Genomic DNA, 21,555 nt, shown 5'->3' with positions numbered 1-21,555 from the left:
CTTCAGGTTGTACTTTTCAACGGGCGATCACCTGAGATTACCTCTCTTTCACCGTCAGTGGATGAACCAGAGAGGTAATCCCCAGAAAAGGAATTGCCATGACCCTCTTCAAATCTGTCTCAGCTATTCTTGCCTCTGGCCTTCTACTCCTGAGCACTCCATCCTTTGCACAAGAAAAGAAACCCGAAGCTTCAGCACTGAAGCCTTTTACTGCTGAATATAAGGCTGAAGTGTCAGGCATCAGTGGCTCAGGCACCCGCAGTCTGAAAAAAGAAGGTGATGAATGGGTTCTGGACTTCGGAGCCAGTGCTTCGGTCATCATCGCTTCCATCAGTCTTGATGAGACCAGCAGGGTAACCCTGAATGACGGACAGGTTCGTCCTTTAAAATATCGCTACGAGCGTAAAGGCATTGGAGGCAAACCTCCCAAGGAGGCCACCTTTGACTGGAAAACCATGGAAGCGGCCTGGCAACAGGATGATGAACGCTCAAACATCAAATTCAAAACCGGAGCCCAAGACCCCCTTTCGTATCAACTGCAATTAAGGCTCGACCTGAAAAATGGCAAGAAAGAGCTGGCCTACCCCGTGGTTGACGATGATGAAGTCTATGAAAGACGCTTTGTGATCGAAGCAGACGAAATACTTGATACACCTGCAGGAAAACTCAACGCAACCCGCGTCAAAGTGGTCCGTGAAGACAATGACCGCGAAACCTGGATCTGGTTCGCCAAGGACTGGGACTATGTTCTGGTGCAATTACTGCAAAAGGAAAAAGGTTCAGACTACCTGATTCAATTCAAGGGTGGTGAACTGGATGGCAAAGCGATCACGGCACAGCCAGAGCAGAAAGGCAAATAGCTGGCAGTTCAATGCGCTGCCAAGAAGCTAACAATCTGATCACTAGATTCAATTGAACCAACTTAGGATTTACCTTGAAATAACTTCCCGATTTACATACGGGCTCCGTTCACCCAGAGCTTGTCGAAGGGTAGTGGCATTGGGCTTCGACAGGCTCAGCCCGAACGGGTTTTGAGAGTTATTTCAAGACTATTCCTTAAGTTCTTCAGCCTTTCTTTAGACAACGCATAAATAGACCTTTTTAATATGCAATCAGTCTAACCCGCTGTCTGTCACTAAAGGTTTCCGTTAAAATGACGTTTCTTGATTCAACATTCCTTCACCTGAATGTCAGGAGCTTTCTGTGAGACTTCTCCACACCATGCTTCGAGTGGGCGACCTTGATCGCTCCATTGCTTTTTATACTGATGTACTGGGTATGAAACTGCTACGCAAGCACGATAATGAGCAATACGAATACACTCTGGCTTTCGTCGGCTATGCCGATGAAACAGAACAGGCAGTGATTGAACTGACCTACAACTGGGGGACCAAAGAGTACGATCTTGGTACGGGCTTTGGTCATATAGCCATTGGTTTTGATGATATCTATGCCACTTGTGAAGCCATCCGTGCCAACAGTGGCAACATCACTCGCGAACCGGGTCCGGTAAAAGGCGGGACAACAGAAATTGCATTTGTTGAAGACCCGGACGGCTACAAGATCGAGATGATTCAAAACAAGAGTGCATCCCAGGGACTCCAGGGCTAAGAACACCATAACAGGGACGTGAAAAAGCATGTTGGACAATCCTAACAGCCATTTCGATGCCTGCATCAGAAAGACTTTCAGGATTGTCGGCTGCTGCCTGCTGACCTTTCTGCTTTCCAGCTGCTCCAGTAATGCCGGAGTCAATTACGCTACCGATGTAATAGTTCGTGAATTAGGTGGTCCGGTTGCAGACGTCTACTCCACAGTGCAAACCGCACAAAGCATTCAAAAAGATGTGATTGCCTTTGAAGCTCTGGTAAGAATTCTAACAACAGAGGCCCGGGTTAACTGGGGTGATGAAAAAAGCGCCAGTAACAAGGAATACGTCAAGTACACCAACAACTACCGAACTCGTGTATTCGTTAACTTTGAACAGGGCAAGGTGCATGTAGAAACTCTGGATCGGCAAGATCTCAGACATGCCATCATTGTTACTTTGTTGACGCCCTATAATCCTGACGAAGTTGACCTGTTCAGTGACAAGGCTGTCCCTCTGGGAGAAGAACCTATGCTTTATGGTCAGGTTCATGATCATCAGGGCCAACCCATTCGCTGGGAATGGCGAGCCAGCCAGTTTGCAGACTACCTGATCGATCACCAGCTGATCACACGTTCCAGTGCAAAAGGAACCGTTTATTCTGTCGATCTGAACCTGGTCGGTGATCATATGATCAAGCGACAGTATCAATACGCTGCAATTGTTCGACAGATGTCCCAGAGGTATCAGATCAAAGAAAGTCTGATCTATGCCATCATGCGTACCGAAAGCAGCTTTAACCCTTATGCAGTGAGTCATGCCAACGCTTATGGCCTGATGCAGATCATTCCTTCAACAGCCGGCCGGGACGTATTCAAACTGGTCAAGCGCCGCACTGGGCAGCCCAGCAGAAATTATCTCTTCAACCCTTTTAACAATATTGATGCCGGAACTGCGTATCTGCATATTCTTGAAACCCGTTACCTCAAGAATGTAAGGGATCCTCTTGTCAGACATTACGCCATTATCTCTGCCTACAACGGTGGCACTGGTAACGTTTTGAAAACCTTCCATGCCAACCGCACCCGAGCCATGGAAATACTGAATCAGATGGAACCGGAAGAAGCTTTTTGGGCACTGACGCGAAAGCACCCCAGACAGGAATCAAGAAACTACCTGAAAAAGGTCACCAAGGCCCAAAAGGACTTCTATAAGGGTGATGTCTGAAGCGTTTGTCTGACTTATAAATACTGTTGATAGAGATCAATGACACGAGTTCATTAAATGGCATTATCTCAATTATAAAAAAGAACAACAGGGATACGAGTCAATGAGTAACAGCAGTCCTTATGAACTTCTGGGCGGCGAAGAGAAAATTCAGGCTCTGGCCAAAGCTTTCTATCAGGCGATGGATGAAACGACAGAAGCAGTAGAAATTCGCCAGATGCATGCCAGGAATCTTGAAGAAGTCGAACAGAGACTGTTTGAATACCTTTCAGGCTGGCTGGGTGGACCAAGCCTCTATCTCGAAAAGCACGGCACCGTTTGCCTGACCTCGCCTCATAAACCTTATACGATTACTTCCGATCACAGGGATCAATGGTTGCTCTGTATGGACAAGGCTCTTGAAGCCATAGACGCCTCAGAACAGGTAAAAAGTATGTTAAAAGAACCCATGTTCAGATTGGCTGACTTCATCAAAAATGCCTGAATACAACCAGGAGGGATTTATCCCTCCTGGTCTTTATGCCAATCATAAATACCGTCTGAAAACAGAATTCACACGGTTGTAAAGTCTGCTGCAAACACGATGCTTTTCTTATGGATACCGGCTTTACTCAACTGCTTTATCACCTTTTTCAAATGCTTTCCGAGAGTGTCATTACTGCCCAGCAGCAGTTTGTAATCTTCCGGCAACTGCACGCTCTGACCGGATTTATCTTTTAAATCCCGGGTCAGTACAACCAGGTATCGGGTTTTCTGCGCAAAAGAACCCACGGGTTCGATTTTCAGTTCGCCTAACTGTCCCAAAGAGGCCTTGAAATCCTTACCCCACTGTTGAGGGACGAGCCCCTCAGGCGTTTCTCGGTAGATCAGAATACCTTGTTCTAAAGAAGTCTCATCAACAACCGGCTCATTCACTACCTCACCAGCGTGAGAAACAAACTGGATGATTATCGGCATTCTAGCCCCCCACCCTTTTTGGGTGCCATAGAAATGCCAGAATGAATCAGGACTGTTTAACTCACTGAAAGATGACCAGTCAGCCTCACCCGGCACACTGAGTGTCCCGTCATGATCAAAGCCATAGAGATCATTAGGGTAAGGTATGTTTCCATTCGCAGGGTCAAACTGAAGCGTTACGGCTGGATCAGCTGCTGGACTGCCTGAGGACTCAACGGGGGTCTCGCTGCATCCTGCCATTCCAAGCAAAGCCAGAGATACCGGAGCAACCCGGAAAAGAAAGCGGAGGTTCATCGTTTTTATGATTCCATATTGTGCTTATTCGTCTGAAATACTGAAAGACGAGTGATCTCTCGCCAGCAACAAGGGGTCAGTATCCAGATAGACCGATGATAGGTCAGAGAACGATCAGCTCAACAATTAAATCATTCGACTTAAACAAAAGACGAGATACCTTGATCAAGATCAAAAAAAACGCCCCACCCCATCAAGCCGACAAATAGAAAGAGTAAGACAACCTTATACTTGCACGACAACCATTGGGTTTCGTTACGAGAAAAGGGCGCAGAACGCCCTTCTTTATGAGTCGTTGCTTTCCTGATCAATATTCAGGATGTTCAGGAAAATCATCCTCTGTCAGCAACAAATCATCTCCATTGGTAGTTCCCTTATTCTTCACACTCATGGACGTACCATTTGAGTTCAGAAAATCGATCATACCGTCCACCATACTGTTATGGACGCTTAAATCATTGGGCAAAAGGTCTGCATCAAACAAGGCCAGGGGAATGGGGATAAAGCTGGACATATGAGTACCATAACCATAACGACCAGCCACTCTCAGAGGGCTTGTACCGTCCCCAACTTCACCACCGGTCAAAATATCAAGCTCCAGTGTACGGATAAGAGGATCTGTACCTGCCAGCGGCATCTCTTCAGGCTGGTTAGGGATAACAAAGTCTCCCGGGTTCCATTCTTTACCTTCACCCGTGACGGCCAGAAGAATAGCCAGCAGACTGAGACTGTTGGAGCCATCACCCACCGCTTCATTCAGAAGAACAGGTTCATCCTTATATTCAGCAAGCACTTTTGCATAGTTCACAGGATCGTTAGGATCCGTTATGGCCTGATAAGCAATCTCAGCCGGAGTTTCATAAGCTTTCCATACCTGCTCTTCAAACTCGGCAAAATCAGCTGGAGCTTCTTCTGTAGAAAAGCCCATGGATCTGCTGGCTTCAAGAATATTCTGCGCCATTTTACGAACACCAGAGTCTGTCACCTGATCAGGCTGATTGATCGCTGCAGTGGCCAATGAATTTCTATACTCATCCACCTGATTCAGAGCTTCCACCTTTTCCTCAAAGCTGAGCTGAGTCCTGGGATTGTAGAAACCCAGTTGCTCAGCCATAAAGAGTCGGAAAGATGCAGCGTCCAGAATATCTTCTTTAAATTCAGGTTGTAGAGCAGCAGACTGCATCAGGATAGAGGCAACACCTCCACCCGGCACATTCAGCGTTGTAGTTCTGATATCCAGTGCTTCAACAAGAGCTGTGTCTGACTTGTGACGCTCCTGAGCATCGCGGATCAAAGTAGAGATCATTGTGCTGTGAATGCCACCCAGAGAGCCACCCGACAAATGCACAAGATGATTATTGACAGGAATTTCCTGACCATCTTCCAGCTTGATACCGTTAGTGACAGCCATTCTGACACCCATATAGTCTAACGACAGTTGCCACATAAATCCGGTAGTTGTCAGCAGATTCTCAGGACTGGCGTAATCAGTCTTTCGAAGCCCCGCACTCAGATCATTTGCGCCATCACCATCAATATCGGCAGACCGCTCACCGTGCATCGGATGGTCGATACCAATCACCACATAACCATCGGATACCAGTTGATTAGCAGTGAGAGCCGTATCTTCTTTACTACCCCCATAACCATGACTGGTCATCACTACCGGGTAACCACCAGCGGGTGGATCACTCTTCGGAACATGAACGACAATGCCTAACTTATTGTCATCCGGCTCTTTGAAGACATGAATGTTCTCAGCATTCTCAGGGTTCAGAGGAATACCTGAAGGCAGCCCACCCTCATCGGTCTGCCAGTAGCTGTATGCACCCGGGCAGAACTTTTGTGGAGCCACCCTGTAAGCATTCATATCAGAAGGTTCCATACCCTCTACATATGGGTTGGCTGTACAGTTTTCACTGGTAGGCTCATCCATATAAGCAGGCAGATTAATTGTTCCTGTATAGGTAACATAATCGCCTTCGTCTATAGCGGGTTCAGGAACCTGTACACCCTGGCTTTCCAAATTTTCTGTGAGCTGCTTCATCAGGGTATTTTCTGAAACAATGGTTTCCAGATTGGCTGGCGGTACAGCTGCCCTCTCCAGGACAATATTGGTATCTGACGAATATTCAGACAGATACTTATCAACCACAGGTCTTAAGATGCTGATATTGCTACCAGTGGTAAAGTCAGCAGCATAAAGCAGACTGCTTTCGGATATACCAGCACCCACCAGACTGTCTACGACACCCTGCAGATGAAGACCCATCTCATCATTACTGGTCAACAACTGTTTAAATGCAGAAGAGGTTTGCAGGGCCTGACCGTGAGCATCTTTCACGTCATTCGTGAGCGCAACAAAATATCGACTGGCCTCGTCCAGTGGTTTCAGAGGCTCAATATTGACCGTAGCGGCTTTGGCCAGAATAGCGCGGAAATCACTGTTCCACTCCAAAGGCTCGAGAATACCATCCACTTCTTTGAACATTTTGACGGCGTTCTGCAAAGTGGCACCATCGATGGTGGGTGAACCACCCATTTCATCAGGCGCTTTGGTAAAGCTCAGGACCAAAGGAACCGATGTTCCCCAGCCTTTCTGGGTGCCATAGTAGTTCCAATAAGTATTGGGGCTATCGCCTTCTGTGTTGGCCCAATCGGTTTCGCCCGGAACACTCAGGGTACCATCACCATCAAAACCCACGATATCGTTGGGATAAGGAATGACACCATTGGCGGGATCAAATTGAAGGGTTTGCGACTGCAAGGTGACTTCTTCAACATTCTCGTCACATCCAGCCAGCAGAATAAGGGGTAGAGTCAATGAAACCGCTTTGGCCAAGCGTGTGTACTGCATCATTTTAATTCCTTGTATGCTTTTTCAATCACCTGGTCAGTGACTTTGAGCCTGCTCAGCAATAAATGATCCATTTCTGTCGTATAGAAATATGTTCTTCTGAATCGAGAACATTCTCAGGGAAAAAACAGCGGATCAAATAAGGACGGCCACACTTTAATAAGACCACATTAATTGACAAGCAACTTAGCCAATACACACATTAAAAAAATACTATTTATTGATTTATATCAGCTTATACACCTTGGCAGTTACCTGCCGTTACTTTTAATGTTCATTCATTAACACAACGCGGAATAAATAATAAGTTAATTAATTAACTGGATTTTTTTAGAGCAGTAATTCCCCGTAACTTCTTTGAGAAATAAAAAAAGCCACTGCCTGTAAAGGCAGTGGCTTTAAACATGTAAATCACAGTTTCAGGTGATATTAAATTTATCTCAGTTTGTACTGCGGCTGTTCTGAAAACTCTTCTTTCAGCAGTAACAAATCATCACCGTTTGTGAATCCACGATTTTTCACATTCACATAAGAACCCTTCGAGTTCATGAATGAAGTAGACGCACCAATAATACTGTTGTGAACTTGCATATCATTGGGAAGCAGATCCGGATCAATCAATGCCAGTGGAATAGGAATAAAGCTGGACATATGTGTGCCATAGCCATATCGGGAAGCTCCACGGACAGTGGCCACATCTTTTTCACCATTTTCACCACCAACAAGCAGATCCAATCCCAGCGTTCTGATCAGAGGATCAGTACCACCCAGAGGCATCTCATCAGCCTGATTTACAATAACAAAGTCGCCCGGATTATATTCATTACCTTCTGTGGCCAGAGCAATGCCAAGACCCAAGATGTTCAGATCATTAGAACCATCACCCACTGCCTCATTCAGCAAAATAGGCTCATCAGGATATTGAGCAAGTACCTTTGCATAGCTCACTGGATCAGAAGGATCAGTAATGGCCTGATAAGCAACCTCGGCAGGGATTTTGTAAGCTTCCCAGATCTGCTCTTCAAACTCAGCGAAGTCAGCAGGTGCTGACTTACCCATCGCAGCACTGGTGGCCAGCAGCTTATCCGCCAATTGACGTACATTTTCATCGCTGATCAGTTCAGGTTGAGTAAGATCAACACCAGCCAGACCTTCACGATATTCATCCGTCTTATCCAGCGCAGTCACTTTCTCATCCTTGGACAACTGAGTCACTGGGTTATAAAGGCCCAGTTTTTCAGCCATAAACAGTCGGAAAGGCGCGGATTCCAGAATATCTGCCTTCATCTCAGGCTGCAGTACTGGCGACTGCATCAGAATAGCGGCTACACCCGCTCCAGGGACATTCAGTGTTGTCGTCTTCAGATCAAGCTCATCTTTATAACCTGGGATGTTTTCCTGAGCATCCCTGATCATTCCAGAGATAATCGTGCTGTGAATACCCCCCAGTGAACCGCCCTGCATATGGACATTGTTAGTATCCAGAAGAAGCTTACCCTGCAGATCCGTCACACCATTGGCAATAGCCATCCTAATACCAATGTAATCGAGCGAAACCTGCCACATAAAGCCACGGGTCGTCAGCAAGTTTTCCGGACTGGCATAATCTGTTCTTCGAACGGTGGCACTTAAATCCTTTTCACCGTCTCCGTCGATGTCCACAGCCCTGTCACCGTGCATAGGATGATCGATGGCTACAAGAGCATAACCTTCAGATGTGAATTGCTCAGCAGCCAGCTCAGTGTCACTTTTTGAACCACCGAAACCATGAGTGCTCATTATTACAGGGAAACCACCTTCAGGTACTTCACCGTCAGGGAGGAAGACCAGAGCACTGATTGAGTTCTGATCTGCCGTTTTGAATACATGGATATTTCCAGCATTTTCAGCATTGATCGGAGTCCCATCATCTGCCTGAAAATAACTAAAGGCGCCTGGACAGAATTCCTGGGGAGCAACACGGTACTCATTAAAATTGATCCCGTCAGGTACAGAACCATCCTCATTCTGCATACTGGCTACATATTGATTGTAATCACAGTTCCCAGCATTCATATCAGGTGTATCCATATACGCTGGAAGGTTTATACTGGCTGAAAACACATGATACCCAGCTTCAGTGTTATCAGGCAGAGGAAGCTCTACACCTTCATTCTTCAGCGTTTCAGAGAATTGATTAACCAATACATTGTTGTTTACCACGTCTGCTGTATCTGTAGACGTTATTTCCTGGTGTATGGTTAATATTGTCTCATCAGATGTTTCTAAATACTTAGCTACAACAGGACGTATAACACTGACATTGGAACCGGTAGTAAAATCTGCAGCATAAATAATACTGCTATCAGACAACCCAGCTCCACCTAACTGATCAATCACACCCTGAAGATGCTGTCCCATTTCATCATTACTACTCAGAAGCTGTCTGTAGGCTGATGAAGTCTGTAACGTTTGACCATGTGCATCTTTTACATCACTGGTCAAAGCAACAAAATATCGGGTCGCTTCATCAAAAGGCTTCAATGGCTCAATATTAATAGTGCCCGCTTTAGCCAGAATTGCGCGGTAGTCTTCGTTCCACACCAGGCTTTCCAGCGTACCGTCGGCATTCTCCCTGAACATTTTGATACCAGACTGGAAAGTATCTGCATCGATAGTCGGAGAACCACCCGCCTCATCCGGTGCTTTGGTGAATTCCAGAATCATCGGAACCGATGTGCCCCAGCCTTGCTGAGTACCGTAGTAGTTCCAGTACACATTCGGGCTGTCACCATCAGTATTGGCCCAATCGGTTTCACCGGGTACATGGAGAGTACCGTCTTCATCAAAACCCACAATGTCATTGGGGTAAGGAATCATACCGTTAGCGGGATCGAATTTAAGGGCTTGGGATTGCAGAGTGACTTCTTCAACATCATCGTTGAGAACATCGTCACACCCTGCCAATAAAGCAAGCGGTAGAGTCAGAGAAACGGCTCTGGCCAAGCGAGAATACTGCATCGTTTTAATTCCTTGCAATGCCTATAAATCGTCATTTCTGAGATGACGTATAAAGCCTTTACAGCAATGAGTAATCACAACAGACATAAATAAACGACCACAGATGTATAGATCATGTGTTCAGATATCAAGGGAATGTCAGTGGATTAATAAGGGACGGGGACACTATTAAGAACAGTGATTTATTTGACAATCGCAAAAGATTCGACGAGTTTTCAAAAAAGTTTTTTATTGACTTAAATCATTAAAATCCGCCCATTCTGTTTTTTTTTGTTATCCAGAATTACATAGCATTAACAATTTTTTTATTAACACCTTAACAAGGCTGACTCGATTAATGAGGCCACATTAAAACAGAAAAATTTAAATCACTCAATACTGTTTTTATTCCTTTAACAAAAACGGCCTGCACTATTGAAAGTGCAGGCCGTTAATTTTAAAACATGATCGTTAACTTAATTAACTAATTTCACGACCTTTATTGGCTGCAATTCTCAGTCTCAATGCATTCAATTTGATAAAGCCTTCGGCATCGGCCTGATCATAGGCACCGGCATCATCTTCAAATGTGGCAATATTCTCATCAAACAGAGAATCATCAGACTGACGACCAACAACAGTGACATTGCCTTTATAGAGCTTCAGACGAACCACGCCATTCACATACTCCTGACTGTCATCAATCATCTTCTGAAGCATTTCACGCTCAGGAGACCACCAGTAGCCGTTGTAAATCAGTTTGGCGTAACGCGGCATCAATTCATCTTTCAGATGTGCTACTTCACGATCCAGAGTAATGGACTCAATCGCCCTGTGTCCCTTCAGCATGATGGTTCCGCCTGGTGTTTCATAACAACCACGGGATTTCATGCCAACATAACGATTCTCAACGATGTCCAGACGACCAATGCCGTTTTCTCCACCCACCTTGTTCAGGTAAGTCAGAACCGTAGCCGGTGTCATTTCTTGACCATCAATGGCGACGATATCACCCTTCTTATATGTCAGCTCCATATACAAAGGTTGATCCGGGGCGTTTTCAGGAGAAACACTCCAACGCCACATCTCTTCCTCTGCTTCCGCCCACGGATCTTCCAGAATGCCGCCTTCATAAGAGATGTGCAGCAGGTTGGCATCCATAGAATAAGGAGACTTGCCCTTCTTCTTCTCAACTTCAATACCATGCTCGTCGCAATAAGCCAGCAGCTTCTCACGTGAGTTCAAATCCCATTCACGCCAGGGAGCAATCACCTCTACACCGGGCTTCAGGGCATAGGCACCCAACTCAAAACGAACCTGGTCATTACCTTTACCGGTCGCACCATGGGAAATGGCATCTGCACCGGTTTCGTTGGCAATTTCGATCAATCTTTTGGAAATCAGGGGACGAGCAATTGAAGTACCCAGCAGGTACTCACCTTCATAAATGGTGTTAGCTCTGAACATGGGATACACAAAATCGCGTACGAACTCTTCGCGCAGATCTTCGATGTAGATTTCTTTTATTCCCAGGGCCTCAGCTTTGGCTCTTGCCGGCTCAACTTCTTCTCCCTGACCCAGGTCAGCTGTAAAAGTAACAACTTCACACTGGTAGGTGTCTTCCAGCCACTTGGCAATCACCGAAGTATCCAGTCCGCCAGAATAGGCCAGTACAACTTTTTTAATCTCTTTCACCGAGCACTCCCAATTCCCGATACGGTAAAACCTGATTTCTGAAGGAGTATTGATGATTCAAAGCAAAAAATCAATATTTATTCACGAAATCAACATATAAATTCAGTTATTTTTCTATATTAAGCTGCCCGCCTTCCTTGAACCCATATGCGTTTAGGACGCACTGGTTGCCAGGCAGCCAATGGCGGAAGACATTATTCTTGAATAACGCCCTGTTTTCTAGAATTCATCACAGTTTTTTGGGCAAACGCACCCGAAACTGCGCTTTGGGAAAGTAATTGCATAAAGAATGTTCAAAGTATCCATAAATCCTTCACTCAACCGGCCTGACCAAAGGACTGGCAAGGCCATGCCCCGGGGAAATATCACTACCAAGCCAGCGAGATTTTAGATACGATGCCCTTCCAGTGAAGAGAGCGCATTAACCTCTCTACTGACTCCACCTAATCAAGTGCTTTTTGGTCATCATTTGCTGTAATTAACAGCCCTGAGACAAAAACACGGTTACACTGTTGTGGGGGCTATTCTCGGTCAGCCTCCTCTCCAGCAGTCACTCTTTCTTCTCTGGAACAGGTACTCTTCAGAAGATGACACAACAGCTCACCCTGACACGCCCTGACGACTGGCATATCCACCTGAGAGATGGCGCGGCACTGGCTGAAACGGTCCGTTCTGCTGCCAGAAACTTCTCCCGTGCGATCATCATGCCTAACCTTCGTCCTCCTGTGCTGAATGCTGAGGACGCTGCAGCCTACAAAGCCCGAATTCTTGAGCACGTTCCTGCTGGCAGTCAGTTCGAGCCTCTGATGACTCTGTACCTGACAGACAACACAACACCAGAAATGGTCAGAGATGCGAAGGCAAGAGGTGATGTTAAGGCACTCAAGCTCTACCCGGCCGGTGCTACTACCAACTCTGACTCCGGCGTGACCGATGTCAGAAACATTGAAAAAAGCCTTGAGGCCATGGCTGAGGTTGGACTGCCGTTATTGGTGCATGCCGAAGTGACCGATGCCGACATTGATATCTTCGATCGTGAAAAAGTGTTCATTGATCGCTATCTCAGGGATATCACGGTTCGCCACCCCGTACTGAAAGTGGTTATGGAGCACATCACCACTGCGGATGCCGTTGAGTTTGTAAAAAGCAGCCACGACAATGTAGCCGCGACCATCACAGCTCATCACCTGCTATACAACCGCAATGACATGTTGGTTGGTGGTATCCGCCCACATTATTATTGCCTGCCCATTCTGAAGCGAAATATTCATCAGCAAGCATTATTGGAAGCAGCCACCAGCGGCAGCCCCAAATTCTTCCTGGGGACAGATTCTGCGCCTCACACTGTTGATGCTAAGGAGACATCCTGTGGCTGTGCAGGTTGCTACACTGCTCCGGCAGCACTTGAACTGTATGCAGAAGCCTTTGAAGGTATGAATGCACTGGACAAACTGGAAGGTTTTGCCAGTCATTTCGGACCGGATTTTTACGGACTGCCTCGTAACACTGAGTCCGTTACGCTCACCAAAGAAGAATGGCAATTGCCAGAGTCTATCCCTCTGGGAGACAATCAGGTCATTCCCCTGAGAGCGGGCGAAACTCTGAGCTGGCGCCTGCAGCTGAATGGCTGACACTTTTTACAGGAAAGTCTGGTGCTCTGGAATCCCAGACTTTCCCAACACTCTGAATGAATTAAGGAGATTCCGTGGTCGATGATAGCCACCTGATGGCCAACCGCTTTCGTGGTTTTTTACCCGTTGTAGTGGATGTGGAAACCGGAGGTTTCAATTCTGCCACTGACGCACTGCTGGAAATTGCAGCCGTGGTCATTGAAATGGATGAAAGCGGCTATGTGCACCCTGGTAAGCCACAGTCTTTCCATGTCAAACCTTTTGAAGGTGCCAACATAGAACCGGCTGCCATCGAGTTCATCGGTGTTGATCCTTTTCACCCACTGCGTATCGCTACGGAAGAAGAACAGGCCCTGAACGGTATTTTCAAAACCGTTCGCAAGGAAGTCAAAAAGCAGGGCTGTAACCGTGCCGTACTGGTCGGTCACAATGCTTCTTTTGATCTGGGTTTTGTTATGGCGGCTGCAGAACGTTGCGACATCAAACGCAACCCGTTCCATCCGTTCTCCTGCTTTGATACTGCAACCCTGTCCGGCTTAGCTTACGGCCAAACCGTTCTGGCAAGAGCCTGTGAAGCGGCTGATATCTCTTTCGACAAGGGTGAAGCACACTCAGCACGTTATGACACTGAGAAAACAGCAGAACTGTTTTGCTCAATCGTCAATCGCTGGAAGGATTTGGGTGGGTGGTTGTAATAACATCCACCCATGGATAAAGCGACACTTGCCTGATAGCAATGATCTGTGACTCAGGCAACACCTTCTCCCACCTACCCTTCCCAGACATTGCATCCTAAAAAACTTTTCAATAAGATGCGTCCTAAGCATTACCGGCAATAAAAATGGACAACCGCCGGCTATACAGGATGGTTTCAGATGTTAAAACGCCTCTTCGCTTCCCGTAAGCAGCCCTACCTTGTAAACGGTGACTCTTGGGAAAAAATCCGGATAGACCTATCTGGTAATATTCTTACTATGGAATTACCTCCTCACCATAACTCCTATGGGTTTGGGGGAAATACAACGGGTGGTGAGAAAAAACCGCCAGAGCGGGTCAATATCTATTCACCGGACAACTACCTGACAAATAAGGACGAGGAAGAGGCTGGCATGGGCTGGCGATCAGAAGGCTATGCTTTTCAAGGACTCATTAACCGACGTTGGGAGTTTATGGGGCCCATCTGGCGAGGGCGGCCACTGGGTTCTACCCGTCTGGTTTTGATGCTTTGTCATAACTATACCCTGCCGGAGTCCATGAGCTTTTTCACCCCCTCCGACCTTGAAAAAATAGTCCTTCGCTCAGCCTACTTCCAAGCCGTGCGTCGTATTGACTTACACCAGCCCAAAGTCCCGGTGAACTGGCGGGTGATACATAACCCTCTCGCACCCTGGGTACTGTATGAAACCCACAACAGTATGAAGGGTGACCCGGAAACCACTCAGGAGTTTGCTCACATCAAAAGCACCCTGATTATTCCCCTTGCCAGAGAATACAACCTGCGACTCTACTTTACCTATTCCGGCTATACACCCGTCAGCCTGAGTCTGAAGCATATGCACAAGATTCGAGAACAGGTTATTGACAGCATTCAACTGGACTATACCCAGGAACATCTACAACAAATCCAGCACCTTCGCACAATAATGCCTGACAGCAGTATCTCGGAAACACTTGAACCCATGCCCTGGGTGTTTCCTGAATGGAGAGAGGGTGACTCTGGAGCAGGAGAACCTGAATTCGTGATAACCCAACCAGGGACACCAGCCCCTACTTTATAAACAACAGCTCAAAAAAATAGTACATAGGGAAGTACAACAATGACTCAGGAATATCCAGGCTATCAGCGTCTCTATCCCAATGAGAGCTCAGGACGAAAGATATTTGTCAAAAATGAGCACTACTCTGAATGGGAAAAGATCCAACAAAAACATGTAGGTAATTTTTATTTCACCTCACTATTAAGGGCAATCTATAACCTGCAGGCTGTCGCCAAAGGCTCCGGACAGGATGTACGGGGAAATGGTCGCTTGTATTCCATGGATTTGAAGGGCGCCAAACTCAGTTATCGGATAAAAGGCACTAACAGTGTTTTAATTGAGTACATTGATATTGAGCCTACACCATCCCCCTCTCCCACGTCAGGCTTGCACACAGTCAGATATGACTTAAACCGAGAGGAATGGGTTCCAATTCCTAGAGAAAACAACGCTCCAGACTTCACAAAGAAAATCCATCATGAATCTTATATGGTCGTCAGTGGCAAGTACGATGATTTAGCGGATGCCAGCAGCATGATAGTCGAACATATCCAGGGTGCCTATGGACTCCGCCCCGAAGAAGTGGCCAGAGGAGGCAATGCCTATAATCTGTTCTGGCAGCGTGAAGACTTTGGGAAACAGGCTAACGTAGAGTCTCTGGCTTCTATTATTCAACAGTCCCAGAAATATATGAACGGTGTTAGCTGGCTGGTTCAAGGCGAGGGAGTAAAGACCTTTGCCAAAGCGCTGGAGAGCCTGCATAAAAGTCATACCGATATCCAGAAATCGGGGATCAGTACTGAAGCAGATTACCAATCAAAAATTGCTACTGTTAAGCACCGCATCTATTTCTCAGCACCACGGGGCGGGAAGGACACCAAAAAAGACAACCTTAAACGTTTAGTTGAAAATACTGGTATGACATTTCATGGTCTCCAGTACAATGACTACGACATGAAAAACCCGGATATTCGCAAGAACTTCAAAATTTCATGTGAAAAAATTTACCCAACGGCCTTTGTAGCCGGGAGTCTTGGAACTGCTGCTCTGAAAACAACGGGTATAGGCTCACTGGTTAAAATAGCCGAACAGGCAGCAACTCTACCAATGATAAACCAAGCGGGTCTCGCTGTTGCAGGAGTCCTAGTCGTAAAAAATAAGATTTACCCTACTCTGAGCGGTTATGGAAGAGCCTTGGCAAATTTTGGTGGAAACACTTTTGGTAAAGGCAATCAAGGCTGGCAGGGCGCTTAAATAAGCATAAAAGTCTGGCTTTATCAGTAAAATGTCGTCTGCAGATAAAGTCAGGTTTGATTTAGCCACTGCTCAATTCTACCTGCAGCCTTAACAGAGCAGGTAGAATTGATATCAAATTCAATGCGGATACTGCTGATCCAGGAAATTAGCCACAGCATCATCATTACACTCACCGATCACTTCATGATCAGGTAATCTTGCTTTCAGACGCTCAGTGGCATTTCCCATTACCAGACCTTTGCCCACTACTTCAAGCATCTCAACATCGTTCATACCGTCACCAAAGGCGACTGCGTCTTTGAGTTCCAGGCCTTTCAGCTTCATCACTTCTTCCAGGGCCGCACCTTTACTCACAGCTGGCGCCATAATTTCAAGGCAGGTATCCAGTGAGAAGGCCATGTTTACAGAATCACCAAAAGCGTCATGGATATCTTTTTCCAGATCGAGCAGTTCTTCATGCTCCTTGGCGATGAAGAAAACCTTGATAATCTTATCAACAGGAATCGTATCCAGGTTCTGCATGGTGTAGCTGAAACCCGTGTCTTTATGGAATTTCAGCAGGTCTTCATGGTGTTGTTCTACGAACCAATTGTCTTCGCTGTAAACACTGAGGAATACAGTATCGCTGTACTTACGACCCAGGCTGATCAACTGCTGGATATACTCAGGATTCAGGTCATGGCTGACTATCATTTCACCCTGAGGATTATGAGCTCGTGCACCATTGGAGGTGATGGTGTACATGTCGATGTCCAGCTGCGCTCTCATCTCTTCAACATCGAGGTAGTGCCTGCCCGTTGCAAAGACAAAACGGATGCCCTGACTGCTTAAACGACGAATTACATCTTTGGTGCGGGGAGCCAGCTCATGCTGATCATTGAGAAGAGTACCATCAAGGTCTGAGACAACGACTGGATACATGCATACCTCATAGGAGAGTGTGTTTATCTGCATCCTGACGCGCTTAGATGACAAGATAATGAACAGATAAAACAGTGGGTTAGCCCCTGGGATTATGCACGTTAGTTTGAATTTCTGGCAATAGGCGAAAGTCGAAAGATAATGAGTTAACTTTTCTCCAGGAGCCTGTCGGATAGACCCTGACGATTGATCAGAAAGAAAGAAGCCGCTGGATAGCGGCTTCGTCAGGATAGAGAATCACTCAAAGGTAATCTCGTCACCTTTCAGTGTTGTCTTGATCACATCTCCCGGTGAGTACTTACCGGAGAGTATGGCTTCCGCCAAAGGATTCTCAATACTGCGCTGGATGGCACGCTTCAGTGGACGGGCCCCGTAGACAGGGTCAAAGCCAACTTCTGCCAGCTTCTTCATCGCCTCATCAGAGACTTCCAGAGACAAACTGTTCTCTGCCAATCGCTTGTTCAGACGGCTGAGCTGGATACTGGCAATGCCTTCAATCTGTTTCTCAGTCAATGGATGGAAGACCACCAGCTCATCAACCCGGTTGACAAACTCGGGTCTGAAGTGAGCTCCCACTACATCCATAAGGGTTGATTTCATTGCTTCAAAGTCTTCCCCCTGCATGGTCTGAATCACATCAGAACCGAGGTTGGAAGTCATGACAATTACGGTATTCTTAAAGTCTACCGTTCTTCCCTGGCCGTCTGTTAAACGTCCATCTTCCAATACCTGAAGCAGAATATTAAAGACATCCGGATGGGCTTTCTCTACCTCGTCCATGAGTACAACCGAGTAAGGTTTACGACGAACGGCTTCCGTCAGATAACCGCCCTCTTCATAACCTACATATCCAGGAGGTGCACCCAACAATCTGGCTACGGAGTGCTTCTCCATAAACTCCGACATATCAATTCGAACGATAGCGTCTTCAGTATCAAAGAGAAATTCTGCCAGGGCTTTACAGAGTTCCGTTTTACCCACACCGGTTGGGCCAAGGAACATAAAGGAACCATTCGGCCTGTTGGGATCAGCAAGTCCTGCTCTTGAACGACGCACCGCATTGGAAACTGCAACAACCGCTTCATCCTGACCAATCACGCGAGCATGAAGAGCGTCTTCCATCTTCAGGAGTTTTTCACGCTCACCTTCCAGCATTTTGGATACAGGAATACCGGTCCAGCGAGAGACAACTTCGGCAATTTCTTCATCCGTTACCCTGTTGCGGAGCAGTTTGGTTTCACCACCAGACTCTGCAGCATCAGCCTCAGCCAGCTTTTTCTCCAGCTCCGGCAGTTGGCCATACTGAATTTCTGACATTTTTGCCAGATCGCCGGAGCGTTGAGCCGCTTCCAGGGCAATTAACAGCTTTTCACGCTCTTCCCTCAACTTCTGGGAACCCTGAAGTACGACTTTCTCGGCTTTCCAGATATCTTCAAGGTCGGAATATTCTCTTTCCAGACTGTCCACTTCTTCATCCAGCAGGGCCAGTCTTTCTTTTGAAGCCTTGTCGTCTTCTTTCTTCAAGGCTTCCCGTTCTATTTTCAGCTGAATCAGACGACGCTCCAGACGATCCATCTCTTCCGGCTTGGAATCCATCTCCATTCGGATACGACTCGCTGATTCGTCAATCAGGTCTATGGCTTTATCGGGCAGTTGTCTGTCAGTAATATAACGCTGGGAAAGTTTGACGGCTGCCACAATGGCAGGGTCTGTGATATCGACACCATGGTGGGCTTCATAGCGCTCTTTCAAACCACGCAGAATGGCAATGGTGTCCTCTTCTGTGGGCTCATCCACCAGCACTTTCTGGAAGCGACGCTCTAGCGCCGCATCTTTCTCAATGTACTGACGGTACTCATCCAGTGTTGTCGCGCCCACACAATGCAGCTCGCCACGGGCCAATGCAGGTTTCAGCATATTGCCGGCATCCATGGCACCTTCTGCTTTACCAGCCCCAACCATGGTATGAAGCTCATCGATAAACAGAATGATCTGACCTTCCTGCTTGGACAGCTCATTCAGTACTGACTTGAGACGCTCTTCAAATTCGCCCCTGAACTTGGCACCGGCAATCAATGCCCCCATATCAAGCGACAGAAGTCTTTTTCCTTTAATACCATCAGGCACTTCACCATTGACGATACGCTGAGCAAGCCCTTCAACAATCGCTGTTTTACCAACGCCTGGCTCACCAATAATCACCGGGTTGTTTTTGGTACGACGCTGCAGAACCTGAACAATACGACGAATTTCATCATCACGACCAATAACCGGGTCCAGCTTACCCAGCTCTGCACACTCTGTAAGATCTATGGTGTAAGTAGCCAGGGCATTACGATTATCTTCTGCATTAGGATCATTAACCGACTCTCCACCTCTCAGATTGTTGATGGCATTTTCGAGAGCCTGCCTGCTGACGCCCTGGGCATTCAGTATTCGGGAAAGGGCTGAACTCCCCTCCATCATCACCAGCAGGACGGTTTCGCTGGAAATAAACTGGTCACCGCTCTTCTGGGCTTGCTTGTCGGCCAGATTGAGCAAGCGAATGGTTTCCTGAGAAGGTTGAATATCACCCGTGGGATTATTAATGACCGGCACTTGCTCAAGCAGCTTTTCGAGCTCATCGGCCAGTTGCTGTAAATTAAACCCAACCTGACTGAGGAGCGGTTTGACCGAACCTCCTTGCTGATTCAGAAGGGACAGCAAAAGATGGACAGGTTCAATCTGATTATGGTCTTTACCTAAAGCCAGTGACTGAGCATCTGACAATGCGGACTGCAGCTTACTGGTGAGTCGGTCTGCTCGCATAGCTAGTTCTCCCGCGCTTTGTTTCTTACCGTAGTAGACGGCTTCTATAACTTATATGGCGGCAGAATCGTGCATTTCAAGACTCAGGCTTGGAGCTTATTTAAAGAACTCATTAATCTGATCCAGGATGTCCGGTTCCTCTCTTACTCTCTGAGGTTCTTCCTGCTCACTCGACTCAGTTATACCCAGCAGTTTGACGGCAGAATTAGCAATACCCAGCCAATTATCACCGGAAACCTCTTTTTTGCCGGCATTATTTCGATGCTCTTTGGCGTATTGAATCGCTTCCTGAGCGTTGGTCACCGGTTTGTCTTTTTCACTGGCTTGAGCCATGGCCGGCAACAGAGTGGCAAGGACAACAATCAACAATCTATTCATGAAAGAAAATTCACTTTATTAAAAATCGACTCTCCTGAAAGTAGCACCATTTATAGCAGCAGCCCCGCTTTCCTCTTCAAACTCCTGTAAACAAAGCGTCTTCATACTGACACATCCCTTTCCTAGCCTGATCAAACAATTCTAAAAAACACCTGACAAACGGAATGATCATGGCCATAACAAGAAGGCGATTCTTTCAGGGCGCAGCCCATGGCATTGCAACGTTGCCTCTACTAAAGACCTTTGCGAGTACCCATCAACCTTTTCAGCACGGTGTTGCCAGTGGTGACCCACTGGCCGATCGAGTTATTCTCTGGACAAGGATTACACCGGATCCCGACCCTGGCTTCCAACAGGCCGCTGTGCCTTATTCATGGGAGATCGCTCTTGATCCACAAATGAACCAGGTCGTCCGATCAGGTCAGGGAGTGACCGGCCCGGTTACCGATTACACCGTCAAAGTTGATGCTGATGAGTTGGCTTCAGGTACAGCCTATTACTACCGCTTCAACGCCAACGGTAAAATCTCCCCCACTGGACGTACCCGAACCTTGCCAGAAGGCCATCTTAACCGAATGCGTCTGGCCTTCTGCTCCTGCTCAAATTATCCCGCCGGTTATTTCAATGTTTACAGGGAGATCGCCAAAAGGCCTGAGCTTGATGCCGTCCTTCACCTGGGTGACTACATCTATGAATACGGCCCCGGTGGTTTTGGAACCGGCAGTAATCTGGGTCGAGACCCCATACCCGCCAAAGAAATTACAGCACTACAGGACTACCGTCAGAGGTATGCCCAGTATCGAACCGACCCGGATCTTCAGGAAGTTCATCGACAGCATCCTTTTATCTGCATCTGGGATGATCATGAATCCGCTAATGATGCCTGGAAAGGAGGAGCACAAAACCATAATGATGGTGAAGGTCCATGGGCGTCTCGCCGCAACGATGCGATTCAGGCTTACTTTGAATCTCTACGGGTCATATTCCCCGCAGCTTGCTGCGTTTCTGCGGCATTAGCCGCAGCATGAACTTGTGACTACATTTTGTGGATGGCTAAAAGTAGGTTCATCCACAAATCCCACAATGTCACTGTTCTTATGTATCACTTGGTCTGTCCAGCAAAGTATCGAAGAGTGGTCTTTAGCGATGAAGTAGACAAGACGTTGAAGGAGGTATGCTTGGCTATCTCAGAGCGTTATGAAATTT

17 protein-coding genes are annotated in these 21,555 nt (G+C 46.9%); 10 read left to right on the top strand and 7 right to left on the bottom strand.

Annotated elements, in window-relative coordinates; genetic code table 11:
• The first annotated feature begins 98 nt into the window (after window positions 1-98).
• From WG89_RS12815 to WG89_RS12800, 4 genes are all read left to right on the top strand, one after another.
• Window positions 99-860 carry a DUF3108 domain-containing protein gene (locus WG89_RS12815; RefSeq protein ID WP_062266653.1) on the top strand — a complete coding sequence of 254 codons (762 nt, stop codon included), beginning with the start codon at window positions 99-101 and terminating at the stop codon, window positions 858-860.
• A 343-nt stretch (window positions 861-1,203) separates the two neighbouring features.
• Window positions 1,204-1,611 carry a lactoylglutathione lyase gene (gene gloA, locus WG89_RS12810; RefSeq protein ID WP_245662915.1) on the top strand — a complete coding sequence of 136 codons (408 nt, stop codon included), beginning with the start codon at window positions 1,204-1,206 and terminating at the stop codon, window positions 1,609-1,611.
• Window positions 1,612-1,639: 28 nt separating this feature from the next.
• The gene (gene mltC / locus WG89_RS12805) at window positions 1,640-2,815 is read left to right on the top strand and encodes a membrane-bound lytic murein transglycosylase MltC (RefSeq protein WP_062266646.1); all 1,176 of its coding nucleotides are present in this window, start codon (window positions 1,640-1,642) and stop codon (window positions 2,813-2,815) included.
• A gap of 103 nt (window positions 2,816-2,918) precedes the next feature.
• Window positions 2,919-3,299, top strand: coding sequence for a group II truncated hemoglobin (locus WG89_RS12800; protein ID WP_062266643.1), 381 nt, complete (start codon window positions 2,919-2,921; stop codon window positions 3,297-3,299).
• A gap of 68 nt (window positions 3,300-3,367) precedes the next feature.
• On the opposite strand, the gene WG89_RS12795 is transcribed toward WG89_RS12800, so the two are convergent.
• The 4 genes from WG89_RS12795 to WG89_RS12780 form a co-directional block, all read right to left on the bottom strand.
• Window positions 3,368-4,066, bottom strand: coding sequence for a hypothetical protein (locus WG89_RS12795; RefSeq protein WP_062266640.1), 699 nt, complete (start codon window positions 4,064-4,066; stop codon window positions 3,368-3,370).
• Window positions 4,067-4,373: 307 nt separating this feature from the next.
• Window positions 4,374-6,926 carry a hypothetical protein gene (locus WG89_RS12790; protein ID WP_062266638.1) on the bottom strand — a complete coding sequence of 851 codons (2,553 nt, stop codon included), beginning with the start codon at window positions 6,924-6,926 and terminating at the stop codon, window positions 4,374-4,376.
• A gap of 432 nt (window positions 6,927-7,358) precedes the next feature.
• Entirely contained in the window at window positions 7,359-9,923 is a 2,565-nt protein-coding gene (locus WG89_RS12785) for a hypothetical protein (protein WP_062266635.1), read from the bottom strand.
• A 459-nt stretch (window positions 9,924-10,382) separates the two neighbouring features.
• Window positions 10,383-11,597 (bottom strand): argininosuccinate synthase, encoded by a 1,215-nt coding sequence (locus WG89_RS12780; RefSeq protein WP_062266633.1) that lies wholly within the window; start codon window positions 11,595-11,597, stop codon window positions 10,383-10,385.
• Window positions 11,598-12,184: 587 nt separating this feature from the next.
• Here WG89_RS12780 and pyrC point away from each other — a divergent pair.
• From pyrC to WG89_RS12760, 4 genes are all read left to right on the top strand, one after another.
• Window positions 12,185-13,228: a dihydroorotase gene (pyrC, locus tag WG89_RS12775; RefSeq protein ID WP_062266630.1), complete on the top strand. Its 1,044-nt coding sequence runs from the start codon at window positions 12,185-12,187 to the stop codon at window positions 13,226-13,228.
• Window positions 13,229-13,323: 95 nt separating this feature from the next.
• Window positions 13,324-13,923: a ribonuclease T gene (gene rnt / locus WG89_RS12770; RefSeq protein WP_079253818.1), complete on the top strand. Its 600-nt coding sequence runs from the start codon at window positions 13,324-13,326 to the stop codon at window positions 13,921-13,923.
• A gap of 180 nt (window positions 13,924-14,103) precedes the next feature.
• Window positions 14,104-15,006, top strand: a complete 903-nt coding sequence (locus WG89_RS12765) for a hypothetical protein (protein WP_062266624.1) — start codon at window positions 14,104-14,106, stop codon at window positions 15,004-15,006.
• A 39-nt stretch (window positions 15,007-15,045) separates the two neighbouring features.
• On the top strand, window positions 15,046-16,239 hold the full coding sequence (locus WG89_RS12760) for a hypothetical protein (protein WP_062266621.1): 1,194 nt from the start codon (window positions 15,046-15,048) through the stop codon (window positions 16,237-16,239).
• Window positions 16,240-16,359: 120 nt separating this feature from the next.
• Here WG89_RS12760 and WG89_RS12755 read toward each other — a convergent pair whose 3' ends face one another.
• The 3 genes from WG89_RS12755 to WG89_RS12745 form a co-directional block, all read right to left on the bottom strand.
• Window positions 16,360-17,163, bottom strand: a complete 804-nt coding sequence (locus WG89_RS12755) for a Cof-type HAD-IIB family hydrolase (protein WP_062266618.1) — start codon at window positions 17,161-17,163, stop codon at window positions 16,360-16,362.
• Window positions 17,164-17,400: 237 nt separating this feature from the next.
• Window positions 17,401-19,971 (bottom strand): ATP-dependent chaperone ClpB, encoded by a 2,571-nt coding sequence (gene clpB, locus WG89_RS12750; RefSeq protein WP_062266615.1) that lies wholly within the window; start codon window positions 19,969-19,971, stop codon window positions 17,401-17,403.
• Window positions 19,972-20,067: 96 nt separating this feature from the next.
• Window positions 20,068-20,349 (bottom strand): hypothetical protein, encoded by a 282-nt coding sequence (locus WG89_RS12745; RefSeq protein WP_062266613.1) that lies wholly within the window; start codon window positions 20,347-20,349, stop codon window positions 20,068-20,070.
• Between the two features lie 170 nt (window positions 20,350-20,519).
• Here WG89_RS12745 and WG89_RS12740 point away from each other — a divergent pair, with 170 nt between their 5' ends.
• Complete coding sequence (locus tag WG89_RS12740) at window positions 20,520-21,377, top strand: alkaline phosphatase D family protein (protein ID WP_172806805.1); 858 nt, start codon at window positions 20,520-20,522, stop codon at window positions 21,375-21,377.
• Window positions 21,378-21,398: 21 nt separating this feature from the next.
• On the top strand, window positions 21,399-21,555 hold a 157-nt coding region (locus tag WG89_RS29385), incomplete at its 3' end, for a transposase (protein WP_172806676.1).

This window comes from Endozoicomonas arenosclerae (assembly GCF_001562015.1).
In the GTDB taxonomy this organism is placed as follows: domain Bacteria; phylum Pseudomonadota; class Gammaproteobacteria; order Pseudomonadales; family Endozoicomonadaceae; genus Endozoicomonas_A; species Endozoicomonas_A arenosclerae.
This window is presented reverse-complemented; position numbering and strand designations above follow the sequence as displayed.